24 protein-coding genes are annotated in these 26,396 nt (G+C 70.7%); 1 reads left to right on the top strand and 23 read right to left on the bottom strand.

The window, feature by feature from the left end:
* Positions 1-19: 19 nt before the first annotated feature.
* Genes ABD907_RS01455 through ABD907_RS01445 form a run of 3 tightly spaced genes read right to left on the bottom strand, consistent with a single transcriptional unit; the run spans position 20 to position 3,229 of the window.
* Entirely contained in the window at positions 20-952 is a 933-nt protein-coding gene (locus ABD907_RS01455; RefSeq protein WP_345214713.1) for a carbohydrate ABC transporter permease, read from the bottom strand.
* On the bottom strand, positions 949-1,884 hold the full coding sequence (locus ABD907_RS01450) for a carbohydrate ABC transporter permease (RefSeq protein ID WP_345214712.1): 936 nt from the start codon (positions 1,882-1,884) through the stop codon (positions 949-951). The genes ABD907_RS01455 and ABD907_RS01450 overlap by 4 nt, the downstream gene beginning before the upstream one ends.
* A gap of 4 nt (positions 1,885-1,888) precedes the next feature.
* Entirely contained in the window at positions 1,889-3,229 is a 1,341-nt protein-coding gene (locus tag ABD907_RS01445) for an ABC transporter substrate-binding protein (protein ID WP_345214711.1), read from the bottom strand.
* Between the two features lie 128 nt (positions 3,230-3,357).
* Between ABD907_RS01445 and ABD907_RS01440 the strand changes: the two genes are divergently transcribed.
* Positions 3,358-4,344: an acetylxylan esterase gene (locus tag ABD907_RS01440; protein ID WP_345214710.1), complete on the top strand. Its 987-nt coding sequence runs from the start codon at positions 3,358-3,360 to the stop codon at positions 4,342-4,344.
* A gap of 56 nt (positions 4,345-4,400) precedes the next feature.
* Here ABD907_RS01440 and ABD907_RS01435 read toward each other — a convergent pair whose 3' ends face one another.
* The 20 genes from ABD907_RS01435 to mftE form a co-directional block, all read right to left on the bottom strand.
* Positions 4,401-5,615: an ROK family transcriptional regulator gene (locus ABD907_RS01435; protein ID WP_345214709.1), complete on the bottom strand. Its 1,215-nt coding sequence runs from the start codon at positions 5,613-5,615 to the stop codon at positions 4,401-4,403.
* A gap of 175 nt (positions 5,616-5,790) precedes the next feature.
* Positions 5,791-7,443 carry a thiamine pyrophosphate-binding protein gene (locus ABD907_RS01430; RefSeq protein WP_345214708.1) on the bottom strand — a complete coding sequence of 551 codons (1,653 nt, stop codon included), beginning with the start codon at positions 7,441-7,443 and terminating at the stop codon, positions 5,791-5,793.
* Between the two features lie 75 nt (positions 7,444-7,518).
* Positions 7,519-8,697: an acyl-CoA dehydrogenase family protein gene (locus tag ABD907_RS01425; protein ID WP_345214707.1), complete on the bottom strand. Its 1,179-nt coding sequence runs from the start codon at positions 8,695-8,697 to the stop codon at positions 7,519-7,521.
* On the bottom strand, positions 8,694-10,343 hold the full coding sequence (locus ABD907_RS01420) for an AMP-binding protein (RefSeq protein WP_345214706.1): 1,650 nt from the start codon (positions 10,341-10,343) through the stop codon (positions 8,694-8,696). The genes ABD907_RS01425 and ABD907_RS01420 overlap by 4 nt, the downstream gene beginning before the upstream one ends.
* Positions 10,340-11,281 (bottom strand): SDR family NAD(P)-dependent oxidoreductase, encoded by a 942-nt coding sequence (locus ABD907_RS01415; protein ID WP_345214705.1) that lies wholly within the window; start codon positions 11,279-11,281, stop codon positions 10,340-10,342. The genes ABD907_RS01420 and ABD907_RS01415 overlap by 4 nt, the downstream gene beginning before the upstream one ends.
* Positions 11,278-11,742 carry a MaoC family dehydratase gene (locus ABD907_RS01410; protein WP_345214704.1) on the bottom strand — a complete coding sequence of 155 codons (465 nt, stop codon included), beginning with the start codon at positions 11,740-11,742 and terminating at the stop codon, positions 11,278-11,280. Before ABD907_RS01410 ends, ABD907_RS01415 begins: the two co-directional genes overlap by 4 nt.
* 43 nt (positions 11,743-11,785) lie before the next feature.
* Positions 11,786-12,580, bottom strand: coding sequence for an ABC transporter permease (locus ABD907_RS01405; RefSeq protein ID WP_345214703.1), 795 nt, complete (start codon positions 12,578-12,580; stop codon positions 11,786-11,788).
* Between the two features lies 1 nt (position 12,581).
* Positions 12,582-13,421 (bottom strand): ABC transporter ATP-binding protein, encoded by an 840-nt coding sequence (locus ABD907_RS01400; protein WP_345214702.1) that lies wholly within the window; start codon positions 13,419-13,421, stop codon positions 12,582-12,584.
* 76 nt (positions 13,422-13,497) lie between these two features.
* Positions 13,498-14,565 (bottom strand): ABC transporter substrate-binding protein, encoded by a 1,068-nt coding sequence (locus ABD907_RS01395; protein WP_345214701.1) that lies wholly within the window; start codon positions 14,563-14,565, stop codon positions 13,498-13,500.
* A 355-nt stretch (positions 14,566-14,920) separates the two neighbouring features.
* The gene (locus ABD907_RS01390; protein WP_345214700.1) at positions 14,921-15,175 is read right to left on the bottom strand and encodes a hypothetical protein; all 255 of its coding nucleotides are present in this window, start codon (positions 15,173-15,175) and stop codon (positions 14,921-14,923) included.
* Entirely contained in the window at positions 15,175-16,305 is a 1,131-nt protein-coding gene (locus ABD907_RS01385) for a hypothetical protein (protein ID WP_345214699.1), read from the bottom strand. Before ABD907_RS01385 ends, ABD907_RS01390 begins: the two co-directional genes overlap by 1 nt.
* 1 nt (position 16,306) lies before the next feature.
* Positions 16,307-16,846 (bottom strand): UGSC family (seleno)protein, encoded by a 540-nt coding sequence (locus ABD907_RS01380; protein WP_345214698.1) that lies wholly within the window; start codon positions 16,844-16,846, stop codon positions 16,307-16,309.
* A gap of 341 nt (positions 16,847-17,187) precedes the next feature.
* Positions 17,188-18,807 carry an ABC transporter substrate-binding protein gene (locus tag ABD907_RS01375; protein ID WP_345214697.1) on the bottom strand — a complete coding sequence of 540 codons (1,620 nt, stop codon included), beginning with the start codon at positions 18,805-18,807 and terminating at the stop codon, positions 17,188-17,190.
* Positions 18,808-18,875: 68 nt separating this feature from the next.
* Positions 18,876-19,796: an ABC transporter ATP-binding protein gene (locus ABD907_RS01370; RefSeq protein WP_345214696.1), complete on the bottom strand. Its 921-nt coding sequence runs from the start codon at positions 19,794-19,796 to the stop codon at positions 18,876-18,878.
* Positions 19,786-20,715 (bottom strand): ABC transporter ATP-binding protein, encoded by a 930-nt coding sequence (locus ABD907_RS01365; RefSeq protein WP_345214695.1) that lies wholly within the window; start codon positions 20,713-20,715, stop codon positions 19,786-19,788. The genes ABD907_RS01370 and ABD907_RS01365 overlap by 11 nt, the downstream gene beginning before the upstream one ends.
* The gene (locus ABD907_RS01360; RefSeq protein WP_345214694.1) at positions 20,712-21,623 is read right to left on the bottom strand and encodes an ABC transporter permease; all 912 of its coding nucleotides are present in this window, start codon (positions 21,621-21,623) and stop codon (positions 20,712-20,714) included. Before ABD907_RS01360 ends, ABD907_RS01365 begins: the two co-directional genes overlap by 4 nt.
* A complete protein-coding gene (locus ABD907_RS01355) occupies positions 21,620-22,567 on the bottom strand; it encodes an ABC transporter permease (RefSeq protein ID WP_345214693.1) in 948 nt (315 codons plus the stop codon). The genes ABD907_RS01360 and ABD907_RS01355 overlap by 4 nt, the downstream gene beginning before the upstream one ends.
* Before the next feature lie 401 nt (positions 22,568-22,968).
* Positions 22,969-23,805, bottom strand: a complete 837-nt coding sequence (locus ABD907_RS01350) for an IclR family transcriptional regulator (protein ID WP_345214692.1) — start codon at positions 23,803-23,805, stop codon at positions 22,969-22,971.
* 157 nt (positions 23,806-23,962) lie between these two features.
* Positions 23,963-25,585 (bottom strand): mycofactocin biosynthesis glycosyltransferase MftF, encoded by a 1,623-nt coding sequence (gene mftF, locus ABD907_RS01345; protein ID WP_345214691.1) that lies wholly within the window; start codon positions 25,583-25,585, stop codon positions 23,963-23,965.
* A complete protein-coding gene (gene mftE, locus ABD907_RS01340; RefSeq protein WP_345214690.1) occupies positions 25,582-26,394 on the bottom strand; it encodes a mycofactocin biosynthesis peptidyl-dipeptidase MftE in 813 nt (270 codons plus the stop codon). The genes mftF and mftE overlap by 4 nt, the downstream gene beginning before the upstream one ends.
* Between the last annotated feature and the right edge of the window lie 2 nt (positions 26,395-26,396).

Raw genomic sequence — 26,396 nt, 5'->3', positions numbered from 1 at the left:
GTGCGGCCTCGGTGCGGCGTCACCCGCGGATGCCGCCGGCCGTCAGCCCCGAGCGCCAGAAGCGCTGCAGTGACAGGAAGACGGCGGCGATCGGCACGACGGAGACGAGCGCACCGACGATGGTCAGCGTCTGCAGACCGGGGATGGTGACCGCCATCTGGTTCCACCCGGTCAGCCCGACGGTGAGCGGCATGAGCTCCTGGTCGGTCAGGACGAGCAGCGGCAGTAGGTAGTTGTTCCAGCTGGCGAGGAACGCGAACAGCAGCACCGTCACGAGGCCGTTGCTCAGCAGGCGCAGACCGAACGCGAAGAAGATCCGGAACTCGTTCGCGCCGTCCAGGCGGGCGGCCTCGACGAGCTCGGTCGGCACGGAGCCCTGCGCGTAGATCCAGCACAGCAGCACGCCGAACGGATAGGCCAGCGCGGGCAGCAGCAGCCCCCAGTAGGTGTTGTCGAGCCCCAGGTTCACCAGCAGCACGTACGTCGGCTGCGCGATCACCGTGCCCGGGATGAGCATGGACCCGAGCACGATCGCGATGACGGCGCTGCGGCCACGGAACCGATAGACGGCGATGGCGTAGCCCGTCACGGCGCACAGGAACGTGGTCAGGGCGGAACCGATCACCGAGTAGATGACCGAGTTCAGCGCCCAGCGCCAGAAGATCCCGCCGTCGTAGGACGACAGCGCGGCGAGGTTGTCGAAGAGCTGGAAGCCCGCGAGCTGGAAACCGGGCGTCGAGAAGAGGTCGCTCGCCGACTTGGTGGCGGCGATCAGCAGCCACAGGACCGGGGCGAGGAAGTAGACGGTCGCGACGAGCACGGCCACGGTGGCGGCGATCGTCCAGCCCCTGCTCCCCCGCTCGCCGACCGGGACGCGGGGCCTCCTGCGCAGTGGTGCCGCCGGCCCGGCGGTGCGGGCGGTGGGCGACTTCGGCGGTGCGGGCGCGGTCACGCGACCTCCTTCCGCGGGTTGCTGTTCGTGACCCGCACCAGGATGAGCGAGACGACGAGCGTGACGACGCCGAGGACGACGGCCATGGCGGAACCCAGGTGGGTGTCGCTACCGAGGGTCGACGCGGCGTAGATCGCCATGTTCGGCGTGTAGTCGCTGGAGACGTTGGACGTGATGGTCTGCAACACCTGGGGCTCGTTGAACAGCTGCAGCGTGCCGATGATCGTCGCCAGCGTCGTGAGCAGCACGGCGGGCGCGATCATCGGGAGCTTGACGCTCAGCGCCAGGCGCAGCTCGCCGGCCCCGTCGAGCCGGGCGGCCTCGTACGTGTCGCGCGGAAGGGCCTGCAGCGCCGCGTACAGGATGATCATGTTGATACCGACGTTCGACCAGATGCTGATGTTGGCGATCGACCAGAGGACGGAACCCGGCGCCAGGAAGTCGGGGTCGATCCCGATGCTGCTCAGCGCCTGCACCACGGGGCTCACCGACGGCTGGTAGAGGAAGCCCCACAGCAGCGCCGCGATGACTCCCGGCACGGCGTACGGCAGGAAGACGACCAGCTGGAAGAAGCGCTTCAGGCGCAGGATCGCCGAGTCGAACAGCAGCGCGAAGGCGGCGGCGATCAGGATCATGACCGGCACCTGCACGACGCCGTAGAGCAGCACCCGCCCGAAGCTCGCGACGAAGTCCGCGTCCCGGAAGCTGCGCAGGTAGTTCTCGATACCGACGAACACCGTCTCGGAGCCTCCGAACCCCAGACCCGAGGACTGCTGGGAGTAGAGGCTGTTCACGACCGCGACGACGATCGGCGCCACGAGGAACATCGCGAACACGACGAGGAACGGCGCGATGAAGACGTAGGGCACCCACCACGGCCCGGCGCCGGCGAAGCGACGCCGGGCGGTGGTGGAGCTGGATGTGGCGGTCACGGGTCTACTCGCGGACGGTCAGGCCGCTGGCCTCGAGGTCCTCGACGACGGCGTCCTGCGCGTTGTGCAGGGCCTCCTCGAAGGTCTGCTTGCCGGCGACGACGGTCGCGAACTCGTCCGTCAGCGCGGTGGTCGCCGTGCCGAAGTTCGGTCCCTCCGTCCACGTGTCGGGCGTGTTCTCGGCGGCGGCGGCGAAGACCTCGTTGATGGCCTGACCGCCGTAGAACTCGTTCTCCTGCAGGAGCGCGGGCGACTCCAGGCCGCTGTGCGTCGACAGGAAGAGGCCGCCCTCGGTGATCAGCGCCTCCTGCGTCTCCTCGGAGCCGTTGAGCCAGCTGATGAACTCGGCAGCGGCCTCGGGATTCTCGGCGCCCCTCAGCACCACGTTGGCCGCCCCGCCGGAGTCGCCCTGCGCGTCGGAACCCGGCTCGGTCGGCATCGGGGCGACGCGCCACTTGCCCGCCTGGTCGGCGGCGTTCTCCGCGAGCTGGCTGGGGAACCACGCCGCGTAGCTGATCGTCGCGATCGCGCCGTTGTTGACCTTCGCCCAATACTCGGGCGTCCACATCAGCTCGGTCGTGACGAGGTCCTCGTCGAGCAGCGTCTGCCAGCGCTCGGCGATCTCGAGGCTCTCGGGTCCGTCGATGCCGACGGTCCACGCGTCGCCGTCGATGCCGTACCAGCTGCCACCGGACTGGGAGACCTCCTGGACCCACTGGCCGAACTCGCTCGAGGCGATGTTGGCGATGTGGAGGTCCGGGTCCGCGGCCTTGAGAGCGCGGGCCGCCTCGAGGTACTCGTCCCAGGTGGTGGGCACGGCGACGCCGTGCTCCTCGAAGATGTCCTTGCGGTACATCATCCCGGACGGGCCGATGCCCTGCGGGATGCCGTAGACGCGGCCGTCGAAGGAGACGGACGCCCACGACGCCGAGGTGTACTTGTCCTCTTCGTCGGCGACGTAGTCGGTGATGTCCTGGACGCGCTCCTCGATGACGTAGTTCGGCAGGTCGTGCGTGCTCAGCTGGACGATGTCCGGTCCGGACCCGGCGTCCACGGCGGCCTCGACCTTCTGGCCGTCGTCGCCCGTCATGCGGTGGAAGGACACCTGGATGTTCGGGTTGTCCTCGTTCCAGGTGGCAACGAGGTCCTCGAGGCCGGGAACCCAGCCCCAGAAGTCGAGCTCGACGGGTTCATCGCCGCCGGCGTCGCCGCCCGCGCCACCACCGTCTGCGCTGTCGTTGCCGCCGGAGGCGCAGGCACCGAGGGCGCTCGCCGCCAGGGCTCCGCCGACGAGGAGCGCGGTGGCACGACGCCGTGCAGCACCGTGCAGCTTCTTCACTGCCATGTCATGTCCTTTCGGGACGTGTCTTCTGGCCGACGGAGGCTCGGCCACGCGATACTTTGTATCTGTCTGCAACAAAAAGTCAACCTCTCGCCGGTGCCACCGGCGGCACGCCACCGTGAGGAGAAGCGATGCCACTGACCGACCTGCCGCTCGAGGAGCTGCGCGAGTTTCGCCCCCCGATCACCGAGCCGGATGACTTCGACGCCTTCTGGCGGGCGACGCTGGCCGAGGCACGCGCGGCCGGCGGAGGTCGCGCCGAGCTCAGCCGGGTCGACGGGCCCATCAACCGGCTCGTCGTCGAGGACCTCACCTTCCCCGGCTTCGGGGGCGATCCGGTCAAGGGCTGGGTCGTGCGCCCCGAGAGCGACGCACCGCTGCCCACGGTGATCGAGCTCGTCGGCTACAACGGCGGGCGCGGACTGCCGGCCGAGCGCCTGCACTGGGCCGCCAGCGGCTACGTCCACGTCGTCATGGACACCCGCGGGCAGGGCAGCGGCTGGGGCAACGGCGGCGACACCGCCGACCCGCACGGCAGCGGACCCGCCGTGCCCGGGTTCATGACGCGGGGCATCGAGCGGCCCGAGGACTACTACTACCGCCGGGTCTACACCGACGCCGTGCGCCTGCTCGACGCAGTCGCCGAGATGCCGTTCGTCGACCGCGACCGCATCGCGCTCACCGGCGCGAGCCAGGGCGGCGGCATCGCGCTGGCGACGGCGGGCCTCGTGGGCGAACGCGTGCGCGCCGTCATGCCCGACGTGCCGTTCCTGTGCCACTTCCAGCGGTCGGTGCTACTGACGCCGGACCAGCCGTTCATGGAGATCACCCGCTACCTCGCCGTGCACCGCGGCAGCGAGGAGGACGTGTTCCGCACGCTGTCGTACTTCGACGGCGCGGCCTTCGCCACGCGAGCAGCCGCCCCGGCGTTCTTCTCCGTCGCGCTCATGGACGGCATCGTGCTGCCCTCGTCGGTCTTCGCGGCGTTCAACCGCTACGCCTCCCCGGACCGCGAGATCGCCGTGTACACGTTCAACGGCCACGAGGGCGGGCAGCTGCACCACTGGCAGCGGCAGGCCGCGTGGCTCGGCGCGCGCCTCCTTCCCGGCAACGGCTGAGCCGTCCGTCGCCCGCGGCGCGTGGGTCGCGGCGCGGGTCGCAGCGCGCGGCCGGGTCAGATGAGGTTGCGGATCGCGGTGATGGCGGCGCCCCAGGCGTAGTCGGTGAAGTGGAAGGTGCGCAGCTGGACCGCCGGCGCCTCGGAGACGGGATCGAGGCGGGCGGCGAGCGCGGTGGTCATCTCGTCGCTGGCGTACTCGGCGATCGCGAGACCCTCGCCCGTGACGATGACCCGTTCGGGGTCGACGATGTTGACGAGCACGGCGATGACCGCGCCGAGTGCCGTGCCGGCCTGCCGGAAGGCAGCGTCCGCCCGCTCGTCTCCCCCGCGGGCCGCCGCGAGCGACTCCCAGAAGCCCGCTCCGCCGGTGTTGCGCAGGATCGCCGGGATGGTGACGTAGGCCGACGCGCATCCGACGTGGCCCATGTCGCAGCGGGGGCCCTCACTCGTGACGGGCAGGTGGCCGACCTTGGCGGGATGGCCGTGCGCGCCCTTGACGAGCTCGCCGTCGACGACGATGCCGCATCCGATGCCGGCACCGAGGCCGATCACGGCGAGCGACGAGGCACCGACACCGGCCCCGAACCAGTGGTGCGCCGTCGTCAGCGCCTGCACGTCGTTGCTGACGGCGACGGGCAGCCCGGTCGCCCGCGCCAGCAGCGTCTCCAGCGGCACCTCGTCCCACCCGAGGAAGGCCGAGCCGACGACGACGGCGTGGCGGTCCTCGAACCGCACGTCTCCCGCGAGGCACACACCGACCGCGGCGACCCGGGAGAACTGTTCGCGGAGCCGATCGACGACCTGCTCGATGAGGGTGACCACGTCGCCGACGACCTTCGTCACGAGCGGCTGCCCCTCGGAGTGCAGGACATTCGCGCCGAGGTCGACGACCGCGGCGTACAGCGAGTCGCCCGTGAGCTTGAAGCCGATGAAGCGCGCGGCCTCGGGCACGATCTCGATCATCTCGGAGGGGCGGCCACGGCCCTCCAGCGGCGGCGCGCCGGCCTCCCGCACGAGACCCGCGTCGACGAGCCTCCTCGTGACCCTGCTGAGGCTGGCGCGCGACAGGCCCGAGCGGCGGGCGAGCTCGGCGCGCGACCGGTTGCCGTGCACCAGCACGTCGAGCAGGGTCGTGCGCTGCGCCTCGGGAAGGGCCGGCCAGGCCCAGCGCTGCGCCCGCACGCCCATATCGTCCGTCACCGCCTCGTCCGCCAGCGCCGGCGTGCGGGGCTGGGCCTCGGCCGGTTCGAGCGACGTGCCCGACGACATGCGCTCTCCGATCGTTCCTGGACTCGTGCTGCCCGATGCTGGCCTCTGATTATGTAGCACGACGAGAACAAATACGTGCACCGGATGGTCGGTGCCCGCACCGGGTGGTCGGTGCCTGCACCGGATGGTCGGTGCCTGCACCAGGTGGTCGGGCGGCGCTCGGTGAGACGTTCGGCTAGTGCTTGCCGTGGTGACGCGCCATCATCCACGACGGGAACCTCGCGATCTTGGCGTCGATGACGAGGGGGCGGTCGCGCGGGCCGTCGAGCCAGGATCGCGCGGCGTCGAGGTCCTCGATCTCGCGCACGGTGATCGCCTCGCACCCGTAGCCGCGAGCGATGGCCGCGAGGTCGGTGTCGGGAAAGCGGACGGTGCCGAGCTTGTCGGTCTGGTGCTGGAAGAGGTTGACCTCGGCGCCGTAGGCGTCGTCGTTGAAGACGATGACGACCATGCCCAGGGCCAGTCGCACGGCCGTGTCGAGCTCGACCAGGGTCATCAGGAACGCGCCGTCGCCGGTGCCGACGATCGGCATCCGTTCCGGCTGGGCGACGCCGGCGCCGATCGCGGACGCCAGGCCCAGGCCGATCGACTGGAAGGACAGCGGGATGCAGTAGCCGCGCTGGTCCGGCACCCGCAGGTGCGCGCCGGCGTAGCAGTTGACGTTGCCCCCGTCGGTCACCACGACGCGCTCCATCGGCAGCATCGTGTCGACGGCGTTGACGAGCTCCTGGGGATCGACCAGCCCCGGTTCGGCCCGGGAAGTGAACGGCTGGTCCTTCCAGTAGCGCGCCGCCTGGACCCGCTCGTGGGTCTCCGGGGTGCGGTAGCCGACCCGTGCGGGACCGCGCTCGGCGATCGCGTCGGCGGCGGCCGCGGCGACGACGGCGGCATCACCCAGGATCCCGACATCCACCGGGCGGTGGAACCCGATGGCGGTCGCCCGGTCGTCGACCTGGATCACCGTCTTGTCCCGCATCAGACTGCCTTCACGGGTGGTCCACTTGTTCAGCCCGGCCCCGAAGGCGACCAGGACGTCCGCGCCCGCGATGAGCTCGGCCGCGCCCTCGGTCGCGAAGCCGCCCATGATGTCCAGCGCCCACTCGTCACCCACGAACAGCCCGCGGCCCGCGGCTGACGTGACCAGCAGCGCGCCCGAGGCCTCGGCGAGGCGCCGCAGCTCAGCCGCCGCGCCCCAGGCGCCGCGGCCGCCGACGATGACCGGACGCTCGGCGGTGCCGAGCAGCTCCACCAGCTTCTCCAGCGACTCCGGCGACGGGCCCGGACGCAGTCGGACCGGCATCGGCGGGATGCCGGCCTCGTCGAAGTCGACGTGCTCGTCCTGAATGTCCACCGGCATCGACAGCACCACGGTCGCCCGGTCCAGGGCCGCGGTGTGCACGGCGTGCGCAGCATCCTGCACGGCGGAGGCGGCCGATCGGATCCGCGCCGGCCTCGCTCCGACGGCGGCGACGGCGGCATCCTGGTCGATGTAGAAGTTGTCCGTGACGTTCCCCGCGACGGTGTCGCCGGTCAGGACCAGCACCGGAGTGTGGCACTTCGCGGCCTCGGCGATACCCGTCAGCGCGTTCGTGAGCCCGCACCCCTGATGCAGGCTGATGATCGAGACCTCACCGGTCGCCCTGCTGTAGGCGTCGGCCATGCAGGCCGCGCCCATCTCGTGCCGGGCCGCCGTGAACGGCACCTCGGCCTCGATCAACGCGTTCGTGACCTGGAAGTTGCCGCTCCCCACGACGCCGAAGATGTGCGACGCACCCAGCGCGGCGACCGTCCGGCCGACAGCCTCGGCGACCGTGATCTGTTCACTCACTTGCCTGTTCCTCACTCTGCTGGCCATGTGACCGTAGCCACCGTATTGCGCGGCCGACGGACGGCCGGGGCGCACTCAGCGGGTGAACGCGCTGAGCCCGGTCACGGCGCGTCCGACGACGAGGCTGTTGATCTCTCGCGTTCCTTCGAACGTGTAGACCGCTTCGGCGTCGGCGAAGTACCGCGCCACGTCACATCCGACGCGGATGCCCTCCCCGCCACAGATCTCCCGCGCCAGCGCGACCGTCTCCCGGAGTCGGTCGCTCACCCACGCCTTCGTCAGCGCCGAGTGCTCGTCGTCACCCTCTCCCCTGCTGCGCAGCTCGGTGAGCCGGCTCGCCATCGCCAGCGACGCCGTCGCGTTGCCGAGCATCCGGGCGAGCTTCTCCTGGACGAGCTGATAGCTCGCGATCGGGCGGCCGAACTGGTGCCGAGCGCGGGCGTAGCGAAGGGCTGTCTCGTAGGCACCGGCCTGCATGCCGGCCGCGTTCCAGGCGACGACGGGCCGCAGGCTGGCGAGGATGCCGGCGATGTCGGCGAAGGAGTCGATGCCCTGGAGTCGCTGCGACTCCTCGACCGCCACGTCCGTCAGCCGGATGTCGGCGTTGCGGACCATCCGCAGACTGAGCTTGCCGCCGATGTCGTCGAGCGACACGCCGGGCGCCTCGCGCGGCACCAGGAAGGCCTTCGCCGCGCCGTCGGCCGTGTCCTTCGCGACGACCACGATCACGTCGGAGACCGCCGCGTTGCCGATCCAACGCTTGTGCCCGGCGATCCGCCACGTGTCGCCGCTGCGCGTGGCGCTGGTCTCGAGGCCGCCGGCGACGTCCGAGCCGTGGTCCGGTTCGGTCAGCGCGAAGCAGCCGGTCAGCTCGAAGGAGACGATGAGCGGGTCGAGGCGGGCGTGCTGCTCCGTGGAGCCGCCCTCGCGCACCACCGTGCGGAACATACCCACCTGGCCGCCGTAGAGGGTGGCGACGGACAGGTCGCACCGCGCCATCATGAAGTGGCGGAAGCCCACGTAGTGCGGGCTGAGCGTCCCGTCGGGCCGGAGCAGGCCGGGGTCGTCCTCCAGCCGCAGGCGGGCGAGCTCGCCGCGCAGGTGCACCGGGCACTCGGCGCGTTCCCACCAGTCGGAAAGGTGGGGCCGCACGCGCTCGTCGAGCAGGGCGTCGAGCCTCTCCAGCTTCGCGCGCTCGGCGTCGCTCAGCTCGGCGGCGAAGCCGAACAGGTCGGTGGCGGCGAACCCGGTCATCGGTGCGCCTGCCGGGTCTCGAGGAGCTCGGCCGCCGCCTCCTGCTTGAGGCTGGCCAGGTCGACCTTGCCGTGCGCGCTGCGCCGCAGCGAGTCCCGCACCAGGACGTGGCGGGGCTTCTTGTAGCCGGCGAGGCGCCGGCCGAGGTGGTCGGCGAGGTCGTCCAGACCGATGGACGCGCCGACCGCGGAGACGACGACGGCGGTGACGGCCTCGCCGAACCGGGGGTCCGGGCTGCCGAACACCACGGCGTCGGCGACGTACGGGTGGTCCAGCAGGGCCTGCTCGACCTCGGCCGGGTAGACCTTCTCCCCGCCGGTGTTCACGACGGCGCTGCCACGGCCGAGGAGCTCGATGTGGCCGTCGTCGTCGAGGACGCGGACCCAGTCACCTGGCACGACGTAGCGCCGTCCGCCGATCACGGGAAAGGCCGCGCGGGTCTTCGCCTCGTCCCGGAGGTAGCCCTTCGGGAGCGCGCCGCGGAAGGCGAGGCGCCCCAGCGCGCCGACGCGGTGCTGCACCTCGGCATCGTCGTCGTCGAGAACCGCGGCGTCGGCCATGAGCCGCAGCCCGGCCGGCACGTCGTCGACGCCGTGGGAGACGGCGGTGGCGAACGGCCCGCCCTCGGTGGCCGCCAGCAGGTCGACGATGCTCAGCTCGGCGAGCGCGTGCAGGCGGCGCTTCGTCTCGTCGCTGAGCCGCATCCCGGAGCTGAGCACGGACCGCACCTGCCCGAGCCCGGCCGGTGCCTGCTCGGCGACCGTCAGGAGCGGGAGCGCGACGGCGTCCCCGGCCAGGACGAGGCGCGTGGCTCCTTCGTCGTGGATCTGCCGCAGCGCCTCCTCGGCATCGAGGTGCGGCGTGGCGTGCACGATGACGGTGCCGCCGAGGACGAGCGTGTTGAGCGAGGTGAACAGCGCGGTGCCGTGCATGAAGGGCGCCAGCGGCAACGTCGCCACGCGAGGCGTGCCGTCGGCGGCGATCGCGACGGCCTCCTCCACCGTCTCCGGAACCTCGAGCCCGGCAAGGGTGTAGATCGAGAAGAGCTTGCCCTCCAGCAGGTGGTCGGCGTCCCAGACGACTGCTCTCGGTCGACCGGTGGTCCCGCCCGTGTAGAGGCGCAGCTCGCCACCCGGCGGCGGCGTGGCCGGCAGCTCCCCCGGCTCGGCGACGACGTCGCGGTAGGCGACGGCCGCGGCGGCTTCGCCGTCCGGGGGATTCGTGCCGGCCGGGGGCTCCGTGCCGTCGTCGTCGAGCTGCAGCCGGGCCGGCGGCCGGTCGAGCGCGGAGGCCGCCTCTGCCGCGACGGATCCGAGGGACGCCGGGTGGACGAGCACCCGCGCCGCGGAGTCGCGCAGCAGGTCACGCAGCTCGGTGGCCCGGTATCGGAAGTTGATCGGCACCGGTGCCACACCGGTCGCCAGGCACGCGTGCAGGACGACCAGGAACTCCGGCCGGTTGTAGCAGTAGAGGGCGACCGAGTCTCCCGGACGGACACCGCACTGCTGGAGGTACCGGGCGACGGCGCCGGCCTCCTCGGCGAGCCGGCGGTAGGTCAGCCGCCGGTCGCGGCTGACGATCGCCGGTCGGTCCGGCGAAGCCTCCGCGATGCCCTGGAGCACGTCCGAGTACCGGCCGAGCCTCATCCAGCAGTGTCCTTGCGCGGCGGTCCGGACGGCTGGGCGTGCTCGCCGAGAGCTCCGCGCCAGGCTTCGTCGATCCTGTCGGCCGACCAGCCGCCGTCGTGGTCGACGCTCTCCAGCACCTGCGGATGGGCGTACAGCGTGAGGCGGTCACCACCGATGCCGATCGCCTGGCCGGTGACGTCGGCGGAGCGCTCGGACGCAAGCCACACGATCAGCGGCGCGACGTCCTCGGGCGTGCCGAGGGCGCTGTCCTTGCGGTACTCCGGCGGGATCGGCCGCCCGGCGAGATAGTCCTCGTAGACCTGAGCGTACGCCGGGATGGTCGCCGTCATCGGCGACAGCGCCGTCGGCACGACGACGTTCGCGGTGATGCTGAATCGTGCGAGCTCGAGCGACCACGTCCGCGTCATCGCGACCAGACCCGCCTTGACCGCCGAGTAGTTCGTCTGCCCGAAGCTGCCGAACTGGCCCGCCGGGGAGCCGATGACGATGATGCGGCCGCCCTCTCCCTGCTCTCGCATGGCGACGGCGGCGGCGCGGCCGCAGGTGAAGGTGCCTCGGAGGTGAGTGTCGACCACCGCGTCGAAGTCCTCGTCGGACATCTTCCACAGCACCCGGTCACGCAGGACCCCGGCGTTCGAGACAAGGACGTCGAGGCGACCGAAGGTCGACCGCGCGGCGTCCACCAGGGCGTCCGCCGTCGTCGCGGAGCCGACGGGGGCGACGACCGCCGTCGCCCGGCCACCGGCCGAGGTGATCTCCGCGACCACCTCCTGCGCGGCGTCGCCGTCGATGTCGTTGACGACGACGGCGGCCCCGGCGTCGGCGAGCGCCTTCGCGTACGCCTTTCCGAGGCTCCGGCCCGCGCCGGTGACGACGGCCACGCGGCCCGCCAGGTCGGTGTCGTCGTCGGCGCTGTTGCTGCTGCTGCCGCTCATGAGTAATACCTCAGGACGAACTCGGCCACGCAGGCCGGCTTCTCGTTGCCCTCGACCTCGTAGGTCAGCGAGAGCACGGCCTGCCAGCCACCGGAGACCTCGGTCACCTCGGCGACCTGGCCGCGGATGCGGACCCGGGCGCCGGCCGGAACGGCAGCCGGGAAGCGCACCCGGTTCAGGCCGTAGACGATGCCGGTCGACGCGCCGGTCACCGAGAACACCTCGCGCAGCATCGGCACGACAAAGCTGAGGGTCAGCAGGCCGTGGGCGATGCGCGTGCCGTACGGAGATCTCGCGGCGGCGTCGGCATCGACATGGATCGGGTTGTCGTCGCCGGTCAGGCGGGCGAAGACGTCGACGTCGTCCTGGCCGATCTCCCGCCAGGAGGACGGTCCGAACGCCGCTCCCTCCAGGGTGCCGACCTGGCTCACCGGCGCGGTCAGGACCGCGGAATCAGTCATGTGTGCTCCTCGCGCAGCGTCCTCATCAGGCGTCACGGTTTGGTCAGACGTCACGGTTCTGCAGCCCGTAGACCGACTCGTGCCACGGGATGAAGAAGCGCTTCAGCTCGTTGACGACGAGGAAGAGCACCAGCCCCATGACCGAGAGCAGCAGGATGAGCGCGAAGGTCCGCGCGGCGTCGAGGGAGTTCATCGCTGAGACCACCTCGTTGCCGAGACCGTCGTTGCCGCCGAGATACTCGCCGACGATCGCGCCGATGGTGGCCAGGACGATCCCGACCTCCATCCCGGCGAAGAGGTAGGGCAGCAGGCTGCGCAGCTCGAGCTGCGAGAACATCTGCTTGCGGGACGCGTTCAGGCTCCGCATCACCTCGCGCTGCCCCTGCTCGACCGAGCGGACCCCGAGCAGCACGTTGAGCATCACGGGGAAGAACGCCAGGATCGTCGCCAGCACGATCTTCGACGTGAACCCGAAGCCGAACCAGATCACGAAGAGCGGGACGAAGGCCACCTTCGGCGAGACCTGGGAGATCACGATCAGCGGCCGGACGCTGACCTCGAGCCACGGGAGCTTGCCCAGCACGACGCCCACCACCAGCCCGGAGAAGACCGCCAGGAGGAAGCCGACGACCACCTCGGTGACGGTCACCCGAGCCGCGGTCCACGTGGCCGGGTCACGGACCAGCTCGACCAGCGCCTCACCGACGGCCAGCGGGGGCGGGAAGATCAACGGGTTCACGTCCCGCGTGGTCACGACGACCTGCCAGATGATGATGATGCCCACGACGAGCAACGGGGTGACGATCCACGGCAGGATCCTCAGGTGGTTCTTGAACACGTCACTCCTCCTCGTCCAGCTCGTGCCGGAGCGCTCGCACGATCTCGTTGAACTCCGGGGTGGTCTGCAGCTCGACGTCGCGCGGCTTGGGAAAGTCGACCGGGAGGATCTTGTTGATCCGGCCCGGCCGCGGCGTCATCTGGACCACCCGGTCGGCCAGGAACACCGCCTCCTGGATGTCGTGGGTCACGAACACCACGGTCGAGGACGTGTCGAGCACGATGCGCTGCAGCTCGAGGTTCATCCGTTCGCGGGTCAGCGCGTCCAGCGCACCGAAGGGCTCGTCCATGAGCAGCAGCTCGGGCTCGGTGCTCAGCGCGCGGGCGATGGCCGCACGCTGGCGCATGCCGCCGGAGAGCTCACGCGGGTAGGACTGCTCGAAACCCGTCAGACCGACGAGCTCGGCGAGCTCTCCGGCACGAGCCCGGCGTTCCTTCTTCCCGACGCCGCGGAGCTTCAGCGGCAGCGCGATGTTGTCGAGAACCGAGAACCAGGGGAACAGGTTCGCCTCCTGGAACACGACGCCGAGCTTGGTGACGGCGGAGGAGTCGACCCGCCCGTCCCGCCACAGCGACTTCCCGTCGACCTCCATCGTGCCCGCCGTCGGCTGCAGCAGGCCGCCGACCATGCGCAGCACCGTCGTCTTGCCGCAGCCCGACCGCCCGATGAGGGCGACGAACTCTCCGCGCTGGATCGACAGGTCGATGCCGGAGACCGCGTGGGTGACGCCGTTCCGGGTGTGGAAGTCGCGGCCGACTCCCGAGATGCGGAGCCGTGGGGTCTCGGCCCCGGCGCCGCTCTCTGTGACGTCCGACGTCGTGGCATCACGCATCTCGGTCATGCCCACCTCCTTCTGTCCGGGCTGTCAGCGGCCGGCTCTGCTTGTCGAACCGCCCGGTCGGACGGGCGCGTCCGACTCACGGCTCGGGCGCGTATTCGTTGGTGAACCATTGCGTCGGGTCTTCGCCGCCCTCGACGAGACCACCCTCCGTGAGGGCCTCGTACGCCTCCTGGAACCGCTCGGGATCGGTGTGCATGATCGGCGTGCCCGAGTCGTCGGTCCAGGTCTCGGTCGTGTAGACCTCGAGCGCCGCTCGTGCGGCCTCGTCGTTGTGCAGGGCCGGGAAGTCCCAGTCCCCGCTCTCGCGGAGGATCTGCAGCGTCTCGTCGAAGTTGTTCTCCCGGTCGTCGATCATGAACTGCGTGGCCTCGGTCATCGCGGCCAGGAAGGCCTCGACGGTCTCCGGATCGCTCTCGATGTTCTCGGGGGTCGCGAAGTACAGCTGGAGGTCAGGGGTGACCTCGAGCCCCGCCGGGCCGACGACGGCGTCGTCGTTCTGCGTGGCGAGGGTGATCCCCGTGTCCAGGCTGACGATGTAGCCGGCGAGCTCCCCTCGGCGGACGAGCTCGAACGTCGCCGCGGTGACCGGGACGGCCTGGCGTTCGACGGAGTCGAGCGGGATGCCCTCGGCCTGAAGCGCCAGGTCCAGCGACCTCTCGCTGGTGCCTCCGATGGAGCCCAGGCCGATGGTCTCGCCCACCAGGTCCGACATCTCCTCGACGGGATTGTCCGTGGAGGAGGCGATGCGCAGGTTCGTCTGCCGCGCTTGGGTGCCGACACCGACGATCGGCTGCCCTTCCTCCCAGGCGGGCAGGAGGTCGGTGGTGCTTGCCCTGGCGATGAAACCGGCGCCGCCGATGATCGACTGGATCGTCGCCGCGGTGCCCTGGACGGGCTCGAGGGTGACGTCGAGACCGTGGTCCTCGAAGTAGCCCCCGGAGTACGCCATCATCTCCGGGGCGAAGGTGAACGACTCGAGGGGCAGGAACGTCACCACCGTGATGGGAGTGAGCTCGCCGGAGTCGCCGCCGCCGCCCGTTCCACCTTCGCCTCCGCCGTCGCCGTCCGCGCCGGCGCCGCCGCTCGAGCAGGCGCTCAGCGCGAGCGCGCCGACCGAGAGGAAAGCTGTTGCGATCTTCGCCATGCGCCTTCTGGGACGCTTCGTCATTGCCGCGGGCATGTCATCGCACTCCTTCGTCGGATGAGGCCGTCGCATCGTTGCTGACGCGGCCACGCAGAACTCTTGCCTAGTCACACCTGGACAAACAAGGCAGGCTCCCGCTGTGCGGGAGGGGCAGAATCAACGGGATCGCCCGGTCCGCCGGTCACCGCCCCCGGTCCGCCGGTCACCGTTCACGGGCCGCCGGTCCCTCCGCCGGGCCACCGGTCCCGGCGCCGGGCCACCGGTCCGTCCGCCGGGGCACAGCGGCAGGCGGGGACGAAAGAGCTGCCGGTCGGCTCGCACAGGTGCCCGTCGAGCCTCGTCGGTGCTGAAGCTGTCAGTGCTCGGCGGGCAGCACGACGTGGTCGAGGCGGTACGGCGTCGGCTTGAGCGCCTCCGACATCATCGCCTCCATCACCGACTGCGGTACCAGGCAGTCCTCGCAGGCGTCGTCGCCGGCCTCGATCGTCACGACCACCGCGTCCTGCTCGGATGTCGACCACCTGAGCAGGTAGCCATCGTTCGCCAGCATGTCCCGGAACTTCTCCAGGGCATCGTCCACGGCGGTGGCGCCGTCGGTCGTCTCGGACATCACAGCTCTCCTATCTTGCTGAAGGACGAAGGACGCTCGCGGGGCGCCAGCCCGAAGATCTCGACGACGGCGGACACGCCGGCGTTGTCGGCTCCCGCCACGACGATCTGCACCGAGCTGGGCGCGGTCATCACCGGGACCGTGTCCGGGTCCGGTCCCTCGCTGGCGGCGTCGGGAATTGCGTCGGGGTGGTCGGCCGGGAGACGCCAGCGGCTGTGGTGGGAGACAGCGTCCTTGCCGACCGCGGCGAGCTCGGCCCGGGGACGCACGGCGTGCTCGACGACGTAGTTGCGCACGTCGTCCTTGCTCCAGCCGGCGTCGGCGAAGAGATGGGCGTGCTCGGGGACGATCACCAGGAGCGCATTGGTGTGCTCGTGGATCAGCGCGCCGGTGCGGCGGATGGTGTCCGCGAAGTCGAGCGCGAGCTGCTCCGGGAGCTGGGTGTGACGGGCCTCGATGTGCATCACCGACCGGATGACGAAGGCGGTGACCGCGTTGTCGCCGCGCTCGAGACCATACTCGGTGTGCAGGGGGGCCCAGGGGCTGGCCTCCTCGTTCTCGGCGATGCAGGCGGTGTACTTCGCGGGCGTGCCCTGCGTCGCCTGGTCCAGCTGGTGCGGATGCAGGCCGAAGACGTTGATGAGCGCGAGGCGGATCGCCCGCCCGATCGTCGCGTTGGCCCGGAACCCGGACCCGAAGATGTTGCCCTTGCTGTTGAGACCGATCTGCTCGCGGACCGGCCCGTTGACGACCGTGAAGGGCGCCGTGCCGGTGGTGCTCTGCCAGATGCCCTTGCGCGGGTGCGGTTCCTGCGCGATGGCCTCCCATGCGGCCACCACGACCGGGAAGTACTCGGGCAGGCACCCCGCCAGGCCGGCGTTGATGGCGGCGAGCCGGACGGTCAGCTCCCGGTTCAGGTGCGGGATCGCCAGGAGCACCTCATCCGGCTCACGACCGGTGCGGGCGAGGAACTCCCGTAGGTAGGACTCGGTCACCGGCATGACCGGCAGCCCGTCGGTCCACCCGCGCTCGGCGTAGTACTCCAGCACGGCGCGGACCTCGTCGTGGTCGATCGTCGGGACGCCCGACGGCGTGGTCTCGGCCGGTTGGGCGGTCGTCACATCGCTCATGTCAGGCCTCCACGCCGAGGATCCGCAGGACGTCGGGCACGGCGTCGACGGCGCGCTGGTGGATCTGCTCGGCGTCGAGGCTCGCCACCGGGTGCTTCACGGTGAGGAAGTCGAAGCCGGGGAAACCCTGGACGCCTGCCATGGCACTGCCGGACATGAGGAAGGAGTCGGAGCAGATGCTCACCGTGGGCACCCCGGCGCGCTCGAAGAGCACGCCGTCGGCCACGGTCGCGGCGCTGCACGATCCGCAGTCCCCGACGGCGGTGATGACGACGTCGCACTCCTCGGTGATCTGCTCGAGCAGCTCCTGCTTCACCGGCGTCCCGAAGTAGTCCTTGGTGTACAGGCGGGCCTCGCCCGCCCCGTGCTCGCGGCGGAGCTCCTGCGCGATGTTCTCCAGCAGGGCCGTCGCGTTGGCCTTGGTGTTGTCCAGCAGCCCGACGGTCAAACCGCGCAGGGTGCCGGGCCGCGGGGCGAGCGTGCTGTCGGTGGTCCGCTCGTCCATGCCCGTCGGATCGAGCAGCGTCTCCGGTGCTGTCATGACGCGCCTCCAGCTCGTCTCAATTCAAACCTTGGCCGTCAGCAAAGCACCACGCCTGCCGGGGGCACAGGGTGATTCCCGCCTCCCGGAAGGCGAGAATCCGCGCGGCCGGGGCGCCCGGATCGACGCGATCGCCGCCGCTTCCACTGTCCGGGAAGCTGCGGGAACGCGGGCCGGATCCCGCTGCAGCGCAAGGGCTCGGCCACGGCCCCGCACCGCTCCCGCCTCGTACGCGTTCGCACCGCCGGTCCGGGCACGCACGGTGGGCAAGTGCGCATCCGGCCCGACGGTGCGAAGGCACGCGCCGTATGGCTCGGCGGGGCGGGGTGAGGTCGGGTGCGTTACTCGACCGGCGCCACCTCGGTCCAGTCGATGCCGACCAGGTCGTCACCGGCCAGTCCTGACCACCGGGTCGTGTTGTAGACATCCTGTGGCAGGAGGAACACGATCGGCGCGGAGATCATGAGCTCGCTGGCCCGCGCCTGCATGGCCCGGAAGTGCTCGGCACGCTCCTCCTGGTCGGTGCGGTGCATGGCCGCGTCGATCGAGGCCTGCATCTCCTCGTCGCAGACGCCCGACGGGTTCTCCGCCGCGTCCTTCTCCGGGTTGCACGCCCACCAGCGGGTGAGGCCGATGCTGGGATCGCTGCCGAGGGTCGACCACACGATGGCTGTGTCGAACTCTCGGTCGGTGTAGACGTGCTCCGTGAAGACGTTCGTCTGCTCACCGACCAGCTTGAGGTTGATGCCGACCTGGGCCATCGAGGCCTTCATGACCTCCGCGGCCGCCCGGACCTCGGCCAGGGGGCTCATGAAGTGCACCCGCAGGGTGAAGCGGGTGCCGTCGTCGCCGCGCGGGTACCCGGCCTCGTCCAGGCCGGCGTTGATCGCGTCGACGTCGTACGCGAACTCCTCGCGGTAGTCGACGGCGGGGTCGGAGGCCCACGCCAGCGCCTCGGGGAAGATCGAGGTAGGCACCTCGGAGTTGTCCGGCAGCACCGTCTCGGACACCTGCTGCCGGTCGGCAGCGGCGTAGACGAGACGTCGGACCTCGGGGTCCTGCAGCTCCGGGACCTTCGTGTTCATGGTGAAGATGAACTGCTGCGGCAGGGACCCGGCGGTCGAGACCTCGAGGTCCGGGTTCTCCTGGATCTGGTCCATCATGCCCTGGCCCGCGCCGCCCATGTCGAGCTCGCCCGCGAGCAGCGCGAGCGTCGCGGCGTTGGTGTCGGTCATGATCGGGAAGACGAGCCGGTCCGGCTGGATGTCGCCGCCCCAGTAGTCGGGGTTCGCCGTCACGGTGACCTCTTCGGCCTCCCGGAAGGCCTCGAGGACGAACGGCCCGGTGCCCACCGGTTTCCTGTTCGCCGGATTCGTCAGGATGTCCGTCCCCTCGTAGATGTGCTTGGGGAGGATGTACTGGGACGTCAGCGTCTGCATGAACGGCCCGTACTGCTCCGTCAGGTGGACGACGACCGTGTGCTCGTCGGGCGTCTCGACCGAGTCGACGACCTCCACCAGTCCCGCGCCGTAGGACTGGTACTCCATGACCTCCTCGAAGTTGAACTGCACGTCCTCGGAGGTGAATGGCTCGCCGTCGTGCCACTCGACGCCCTCCTGGAGGTGGAGGGTCACCGAGAGTCCGTCCTCGCTGAACTCCCAGTCCTTGGCGAGCTTGGGCACGACCTCGTAGTTGTCCTTCATCATCACCAACGTCTCGAGCATGGTGCCCGCGACCTGGTTCACCGACGGCGAGACGACGACCTGCGGGTTCAGGTGCGGCACGGTCCCGGTCGACATGATGATGGTGCCCCCGCCGCCATCGCCGCCGCCGTCGCCGCCTCCCCCGCTGCCGTCGTCGCCGCCGGCGGCCTCCGGGTCACCCAGGGTGCAGCCGGCAACGGTGATCATGAACGCCGCGGCCGCGGCGATCCCTGCTCTGAACTTGCGTTGTCCTCGCATGTCGAACTACCTCTCTGTAGCGATGTGTCACGGGCCCTGGGGCCCGGCGTGGGGCGCAGAATCGGGGTTCAGCCGACGGATGTCTCGGTGGTCGACGCGGCCGACGCGGCCGACGCGGCCGACGTGGTGGAGGCGGCCGACGTGGTGGAGGCGCCCGAGGCGGCATCGGCCACCTTGGCGGCCGACGTGACCCTGGTGGTCTTGCCGGCCGAGGTGGTCAGCGTGGGAGCCGCGGCCAGCAGCGTCTTGGTGTAGGGGTGCTCGGGGCCGCCGAAGATCTTCTCCTTGGTGCCCTCCTCGACGATCTCACCGGCCTTCATCACGTAGACGTACTCGGCGACCTTCTTCACCACGGACAGGTCGTGGGTGATGAAGACGTAACCGATGCCGAGGCGCCGGCGCAGGTCGTCCATGAGCTGGAGCACTCCGGCCTTCACCGAGGCGTCGAGGGCGGAGACCGCCTCGTCCGCAACGATGATCCGGGGGTTCAGCACGATCGCGCGGGCGAGGAGCACGCGCTGGCGCTGACCGCCGCTGAGCTCGTGCGGGAACCGGCCGAGGAAGTCCTCGGCGGGGGTCATGCCGACCAGCTCGAGGGCCTCGACGACCTTGTCCTGGATGGCTTCCCGGCCGCGCGCCATGCGGTGCAGGATCACGACCTCACCGACGATCTTGCCGACCTTCTTGCGGGGGTTGAGGGATCCGGACGGGTCCTGCAGGACGGCCTGGACGTTCTGCCGGAAGAAGTCCCGCTGGCCCTTCTTCATCCGCGCGACCTCGATGCCGTCGAGCGTGACGCTGCCGGAGCTCACCGGGACGAGGTCGAGCAGCATCCGGGCCAGCGTGCTCTTCCCGCTGCCGCTCTCTCCGACGATCGCCACGAAATCCCCCGGCCGAGCGCGCAGGTTGGCCTCGACGACGGCGTGAACCGACTTTCCGCCGCGCCGGGAACCGAACGTCTTCGAGACGTTGGTCGCCTCAAGAAGCATGGGCCTGCTCCTCTCGTGCCCAGGACGCCCTGAGCGAGTCCGGTATGGAGTACAGCTCCATCCCCTCCTCCGTCAGGCTCCGTACGCTGCGCAGCAGCGCCTGTGTGTAGGGATGCTCCGGGTTCTCCAGCACGTCGCGGGTGGCACCGGACTCGACGACGCAGCCGTCGTACATGACGTAGATCCGGTCGGTCATCCCGGACACCACCGCGATGTCGTGCGAGATGAGGATGAGCGAGGTCCCGAGCTCGGTGACGGTCTCGTCCAGCGTCTGCAGCACCCGCTGCTGGACGGTCGCGTCCAACGCGGTGGTGGGCTCGTCCGCGACGAGCAGGTCGGGCTTCTTGGCGACCGCGATGGCGATGAGCACGCGCTGGCGCATCCCGCCGCTGAGCTCGTGCGGGAACCGCTCCGCCAGCTCGCCGACGTCTTCCAGACCGGCGAGCGAGAGGCACCGGAGGACCTCGTCCCCACGGTCGTGGCCGCGCCGGTCGGGCGAGATGGACTCCCGCACCTGCGTGCCGATCTTCATGACCGGGTTCAGGTAGGTCAGGGGGTCCTGGAAGATCATCCCGACCGTCTTGGCCCGGACTTCGTCCCATGCCTTGGGCGGGGCGCCGACCATCTCCCGCCCGGCGAACTTGATCGAGCCCTTCACCCGGACCCGCGGCGAGGTCGGCAGCAGGCCCGCCGCCGCGCGGCCCGTGACGGTCTTGCCCGAGCCGGACTCTCCCACGATGCCCACCCGCTCGCCGCGGTGGACGCTCAGGGACACGGACCTCGTCGCCTCGACCTCGCTGCGTGAGCCGGTGGGCAGGTAGACCTGCAGATTGGAGACCTGCAGGAGCGGCGTCTCCTCGCCGTTCCCTGCCGTCGGCGCCTCGCTGCGGACTTCGCCGGTGCGTGTCGTCGTACTCACTTGACCCTCCCGATCGTCGGGTTGAGCGCGTCGTTGAGGGCGTCGCCGAGCATGTTCACGGAGAGCACCACGAGGAAGATGAGAAAGCCGGGGATGAGGGCGAGCCACCACGCCTGGCTCAGGTAGGGCTGCGCCTCGTTGAGGAGGGAGCCCCAGGTCGGCTGGTTGGCGTCGCCGATGCCGAGGAACGACAGCCCGGACTCCACCAGGATCGCGACGCCGACCATCATGGTCGTCGTCACGATGACGGGCGCCATGGCGTTCGGGAGGACGTCCGACCGAAGGATCCGCACACCGGAGAAACCGGAGGCCTTGGCCGACTCGACGTAACCGAGCTGGGCGATCCTGGCCGCCTCCGCCCGCATGATCCTCGCGACTCCGGGCCACATCGTGACCGCCAGGATGGCGATGATCATCGTCACGTTCGCGCCGAGGACCGCCGCCGCGACCAGCGCGAGGACCAGGCCCGGAATGACCTGGAAGAACTCGGCGATCTTGACGAGCACCCGGTCGATGGCGCCTCCGTAGAACCCGGCGAAGCCGCCGACCACGACGGCGAGCGTCATGCACAGCGCCGCGACCGAGAACCCGACGATCAGCGACGTCCGGCCGCCGTGGAGCACCCGGGCCAGGAAGTCACGGCCCAGATGGTCGGTGCCGAAGGGATACTCGGCGCTCGGCGGATGCATGATCGGGTTGCCGGTGGCGACGGGGTCCCCGGCGAAGACCGGCCCGAGGAAGGCCACGAGGATCATCGCCAGCAGCACGGCGAGGAAGAACACCGCGGCCGGCTTGCGGAAGAAGATGCCGGCGGCGGACTCCCGCGGTGGTGCCGCACCCGGCGTACCGGGGGTGCGCCGCGCACCCGTGGTCGTCTCGACGGTCTCGCTGTTCTGGACGGCGCTCATGCCGAACTCCTCACTGGCCGGCTGAAGCGCGCCCGGAGCCTCGGGTCGACGAGCCCGTAGGTGATGTCGGTCAGGATGTTGGCGATCAGGATCGTGACCGTCATGACGATGGCGACGCCGAGGACGACCATGTTGTCCTTGTTGTTGATCGCGTCCACCATCAGCAGGCCCATTCCCGGCCAGCCGAAGACCCGCTCGATGAGCACCGACCCGGCGAGCAGCGTGCCGACGCCCAGGCCGATCATCGTGACCATGGGCAGCATCGCGTTCGGGAGACCGTGTCGCCACAGCACCTGGTCGCTGCTCAGGCCCTTCGAGCGGGCGGTGTCGATGTAGTCCTGCGACAGCGCCTCGATCGTCGACGAGCGCATGACGCGGGTCCGGAACGCGAAGTCGTTCGCGATCATGCACAGGACGGGAAGGATCATGTACTCGAGGGCGATTCCCGGCTCGCCGTAGGCGTTGCTGCCGGTCGCCGGGAGCCAGCCGAGGTTGACGGCGAAGAACGTGATGAGCATGAGCCCGAGCCAGAAGTTCGGGATGGAGAAGAGGGCGACCGAGCCGCCGGAGATGAAGCCGTCGAGCCACCGCCGACGGGTGCGCGCGGCGATCGCGCCGAACAGGAAGCACAGCGGCGTGGAGATCGCCATCGTGGTCACGGCGAGGATCAGCGTGTTCGCCAGCCTGCTGAGGATGAGGTCGGTCACCGGCATGCGGTTGACGATCGATTCACCGAGGTTGCCGGTCAGGACGTTGCCGACGTACGTGAGGTAGCGCTGCCAGATCGGGTCGTTGAGCCCGAACTCGGCGCTCATCCGGGCGCGGAACGCTTCCGAGGCGGGGGCGTCACCGAGCAGCGCACGCAGCGGGTCACCCGGGGCGAGCTCGAGCAGCAGGAACAGGATCGTGATGACCACGAGCAGCAGCAGGAGCGATGAACCCACCAGTCTGCCGTAATGGATCAGCACCGATTTCATCCGATCCCCCTTTCTAGGACTGAGATCTCTCCGTCGAAAATCCCTGCGCGTACCGCGTCGGTGCGCAGCCGCCAGGCGGGCCCGTGGGGAGGTGAGCCTGCGATCGACCACAACCCTGTGGGTGACGTCCTGGTGTTCCGGCTTTCGGGCAATGGTTGCCACGTCCTAAAGCCGCAACAACGCCGTTTCCGTGTCACGGAAAATGGCGCCCGACGGCGATGGTGACCCGGCGGACGCGCCCTCCAGGCGGGCGCGCGGCGGTGCGCCAGGCCGGCACAGGGCGCCGCGCTGGCCGGCTCGGGACAGGCCGACTCGGGACAGGCGGGCTCAGGATGAGGAGGGCCTGGACCCGGACCGCTCCGGTCTGCTCAGGCCAGCCCCGCGTGGCGACGGTTGAACTTGACGGTCCGTGGGTCCGGTGGGGCCTTCTTCTGCCGCAACGCCTGCGAGACCCGGTTCGCGGTCACCCGCGCCTGGTCGGCTAGCCGGCACGGGTCGCAGCGGTCGGCCTTGTAGGTCAGCCCGACGGCGGTCTCCACCGTGCCGCCAGGACCCATCACCGGCGCCGCCACCGAGCCGGCGCCCTCGCCCAGGAACTTCGACGCGATCGAGTAACCGTTCTTCCTGATCTCCCGCAGCGTGCGCAACAAGGTGGGCGCGTCGGTGATCGTGTACTCCGTGTAGCCCTTCAGCGGCTCGCTGAGATACTCGTCCAGGACCGACTGGTCGCTGAAAGCGAGCAGCACCAGACCGGTCGCGGTCGCGTGCAGCGGCAGGCGGCCCCCGATCCTGTTCTGGCCGGTGTAGTTCTCGTGCCTGCGCAACGACTCCAGGTACATGACGTTTCTGCCGTCACGCACGGACAGGTGGACGGTCAGCCCCGTCCGCTGGTGGAGCTCGACCAGGTGCGGCACCGCCGTCTCACGCAAGCGCAGGGCCTGCGTCGAGGAGGAGACGAGGTCGAGCATCTTCTGACTGAGCCGGTAGTGCCCGGTGTCGTCGAGCTCGAGCCCGCCCCACTCGAGCACCTCCTTGGCGAGCCGGTGCGTCGTCGTCATGGTCAGGCCGGCGTGGCGGCTGATCTCCGAGAGTGTCAGCGAGCCGCCGCCACTGGCGAAGGCGCCGAACAGTGCGAGAACACGCGCCGCGGCGGTGCGCTTGCCGGTCTGGTCCAACGATGCGGTATCCATCGGTTCAGTCGTCATCCGATCGGTCACCCTCGAGCGATTCGTCTGGGGGAGACGCCGACCCACGTCGGCATCACCAGCGGCGGGTTCGTGCAGCCGCCGTCTCAACATCGTGCCTTGCTGTGCGCCCGAAACTGTTCTGCTTTCACCACACGGAAGGGCTGTTGCGGAACCTTCACCATCGGTCCGGGGCCGCACCATGGACGTTCCCGGGTCGCCGCCATGACCTGCGGCTGCGCGGCCTCTGCCCAGTGAGCGCCGGCTGGAGCGCCGCGCCAGACCTCGCGCGCCAGGCGCCCCACCACACGCCCGCACCGTAGGCGAGGTCGTCGAGCCGCCGGGCCAGCGCGAACCGCACCGGATCGAGCCCGGGACGCAACCGGACGTACTCCCAGGTGGCGTCCGCCAGCGCCGCCACCACGACGATCCGCCGCGCCCGCGGCGAGAAGACGGCAACGACGGCAACACCCGGCCACCAGTGACGCACGGCCAGCGCGCACGCCTGCGCGACGGCGGAGGTCAGTCCGTACGCCGTCAGCCGTGCCGCGAGCACCGTCGGCTTGTCGACGGACCCGAGCCGCCTGGCGTTGCGCATGGTGGCGACGACCGCGATCGCGCCGGCGACGGGCAGCGACCACGCCCGCTGCGCGGCCAGCGCCGCGAGCGCCGCCGCCGTCCAGGGTGCCAGCACCGCGGGTGCCACGAGACCGTCGTGCCGCCGGGCGAGCGACGCGGCGCCCGTGCCGTAGGTGAACTTCCGCCCCAGCCAGGCGCGCACGGAGTCACGGTGCTCGTGCTGGACGACGGCGGACGGCTCGTAGCGCACCCGCCACCCCTGGCCGGTGAGCCGCCAGACGAGGTCCACGTCCTCGGCGACCCGCATGCCGTGACCGAAGCCGTCGCCGAGCGCCGAGACCCGGGCGAGCAGGCAGGTCGTGGAGACCCAGGACATCGGTGAGTGGGGGCGCACGAGGCTGCCGGACTCCCCGTGGTCGAGCGAGGACCGGGTGTTCTCGTACCGCAGGATCCAGCCGTCGTCGGGCCTTGGCATGCCCAGGACTCGCGGCGCGACGGCGGCGAGCCGGGGATCGGCGAAGTGGCGCAGCAGGAGCGCGACGCCGTGCGGGTGCAGGACGACGTCGATGTCCACGAAGAGCACGAAGGGAGTGTCGACCAGCGCGAGGCCGGCGTTGCGTGCGTCGGCGGGTCCCTGGTTCTCGGGGAGCCGGACGACGTCGGCGCCGTGCTGTCGGGCGGCGGCGACGATTGCCTCGGTGGCGTCGCCGGAGCCGTCGCGGGTCTTGTCGCCGGAGGCGTGCTCGGTGCCGGCGCCCGAGCCGTCGTCGACGACGACGATCCGGACGCGGCCGAGGCCGGCGCGGACGCTGCGGAGCAGTCGGTCCAGCTGGCGGGCGCGCCGGTAGGTCGGGATCACCACCGTGACGTCGGCAAGCTCGCGTGGCGGCAGCGACCTCGGGTCGGGATCGGCGAGGCCGGCGTCGAGGAGGTAGCTGGCGAGTCGGCGGCTCCCGGCGTCGCTGACGGTGAGCGGCCCGTCGCGCAACGCGCCGGCGGCTCCAGGCTTGAGCCGGGCGACCCGTGCGGGTGTGCCACCGATCAGTACCGTGCCGGCGTCGGCCGTGCGGGTGTGCCGATTTAGCGTCAGCCGGGCGCCGTCGGGTGGGAACCCGCTCGGGACACGGTCGAGCGTGGCCGGGGCGCCGTCGGGGACGGTCTCGTCAGCGGACGGAGTCCCGTCGGGCAGCGCGCCGGCCGGGGTTGTGACGGTCTCGCTCATGCGACCAGGCGGCCGGACGCCGTCGGTGTCCAGGCGACGTAGTCCCGCCACGCGGCCTCGACCATCGCCGAGAGCAGGCGTTCCCCCTCCGCGGCGCTCGCACCGCGCGGGTCTCCGAGGATGCCGTTGGCGGCCACGCCCGCGACACCTCCCCGGCGCAGCTCCGGAAGGAGCGCCCGGAGCGGTTCGGTGTTGCCGGGCTCGGCGCGATCGAGGTGCACGCGCTCGGGCTGCAGGTGCAGCATCAACGACGTCTCCACCCGGCCGGCGTGCGCGTCGAGGGGCGCGCCGCCGTCGTCGCCGTCGGGAGCCTCGGGCACGCACCCCAGCCAGGCGACGTCGCGACCCTCGTGCACCAGCCGCGGCACGGCGGCCGTCAGGACGTCGACGTTGCCGCCGTGGCCGTTGACGATCACCAGCTTCTCCGCCCAGCGACAGGCCGAGCGGCCGTACTCCAGCAGCAGCACCTCGAGGGCGTCGCGCCCGATGGATACCGTGCCCGCGAAGTGCTCGTGCTCGCCGCTGGAGCCGTACGCAACCGGGGGTGCCATGACGACATCGGTTCCCGCCGCCGCCAGCCGGCCGGCCAGCCGCTGGGCGACGGCCGTGGCGACGGCCGTGTCCGTGTCCAGGGGCAGGTGCGGCCCGTGCTGCTCGATCGATCCGAAGGGCAGGCACACGACCGGGCGGCTGACCTCCGGCCACGGCCGGTCGGCCAGCTGCCGGGGACGGTGCGGCTGCCTCGAACCGGCCGACTGCCTCGGGCCGCGTTCCTCCGACGAGTTGGGCTCCCCCGAGTCGTGCGCCATGG

It is taken from the genome of Georgenia halophila, assembly GCF_039541595.1.
Note: the sequence above shows the minus strand (reverse complement) of the source record. Positions and strands in the feature narration are given on the sequence as shown.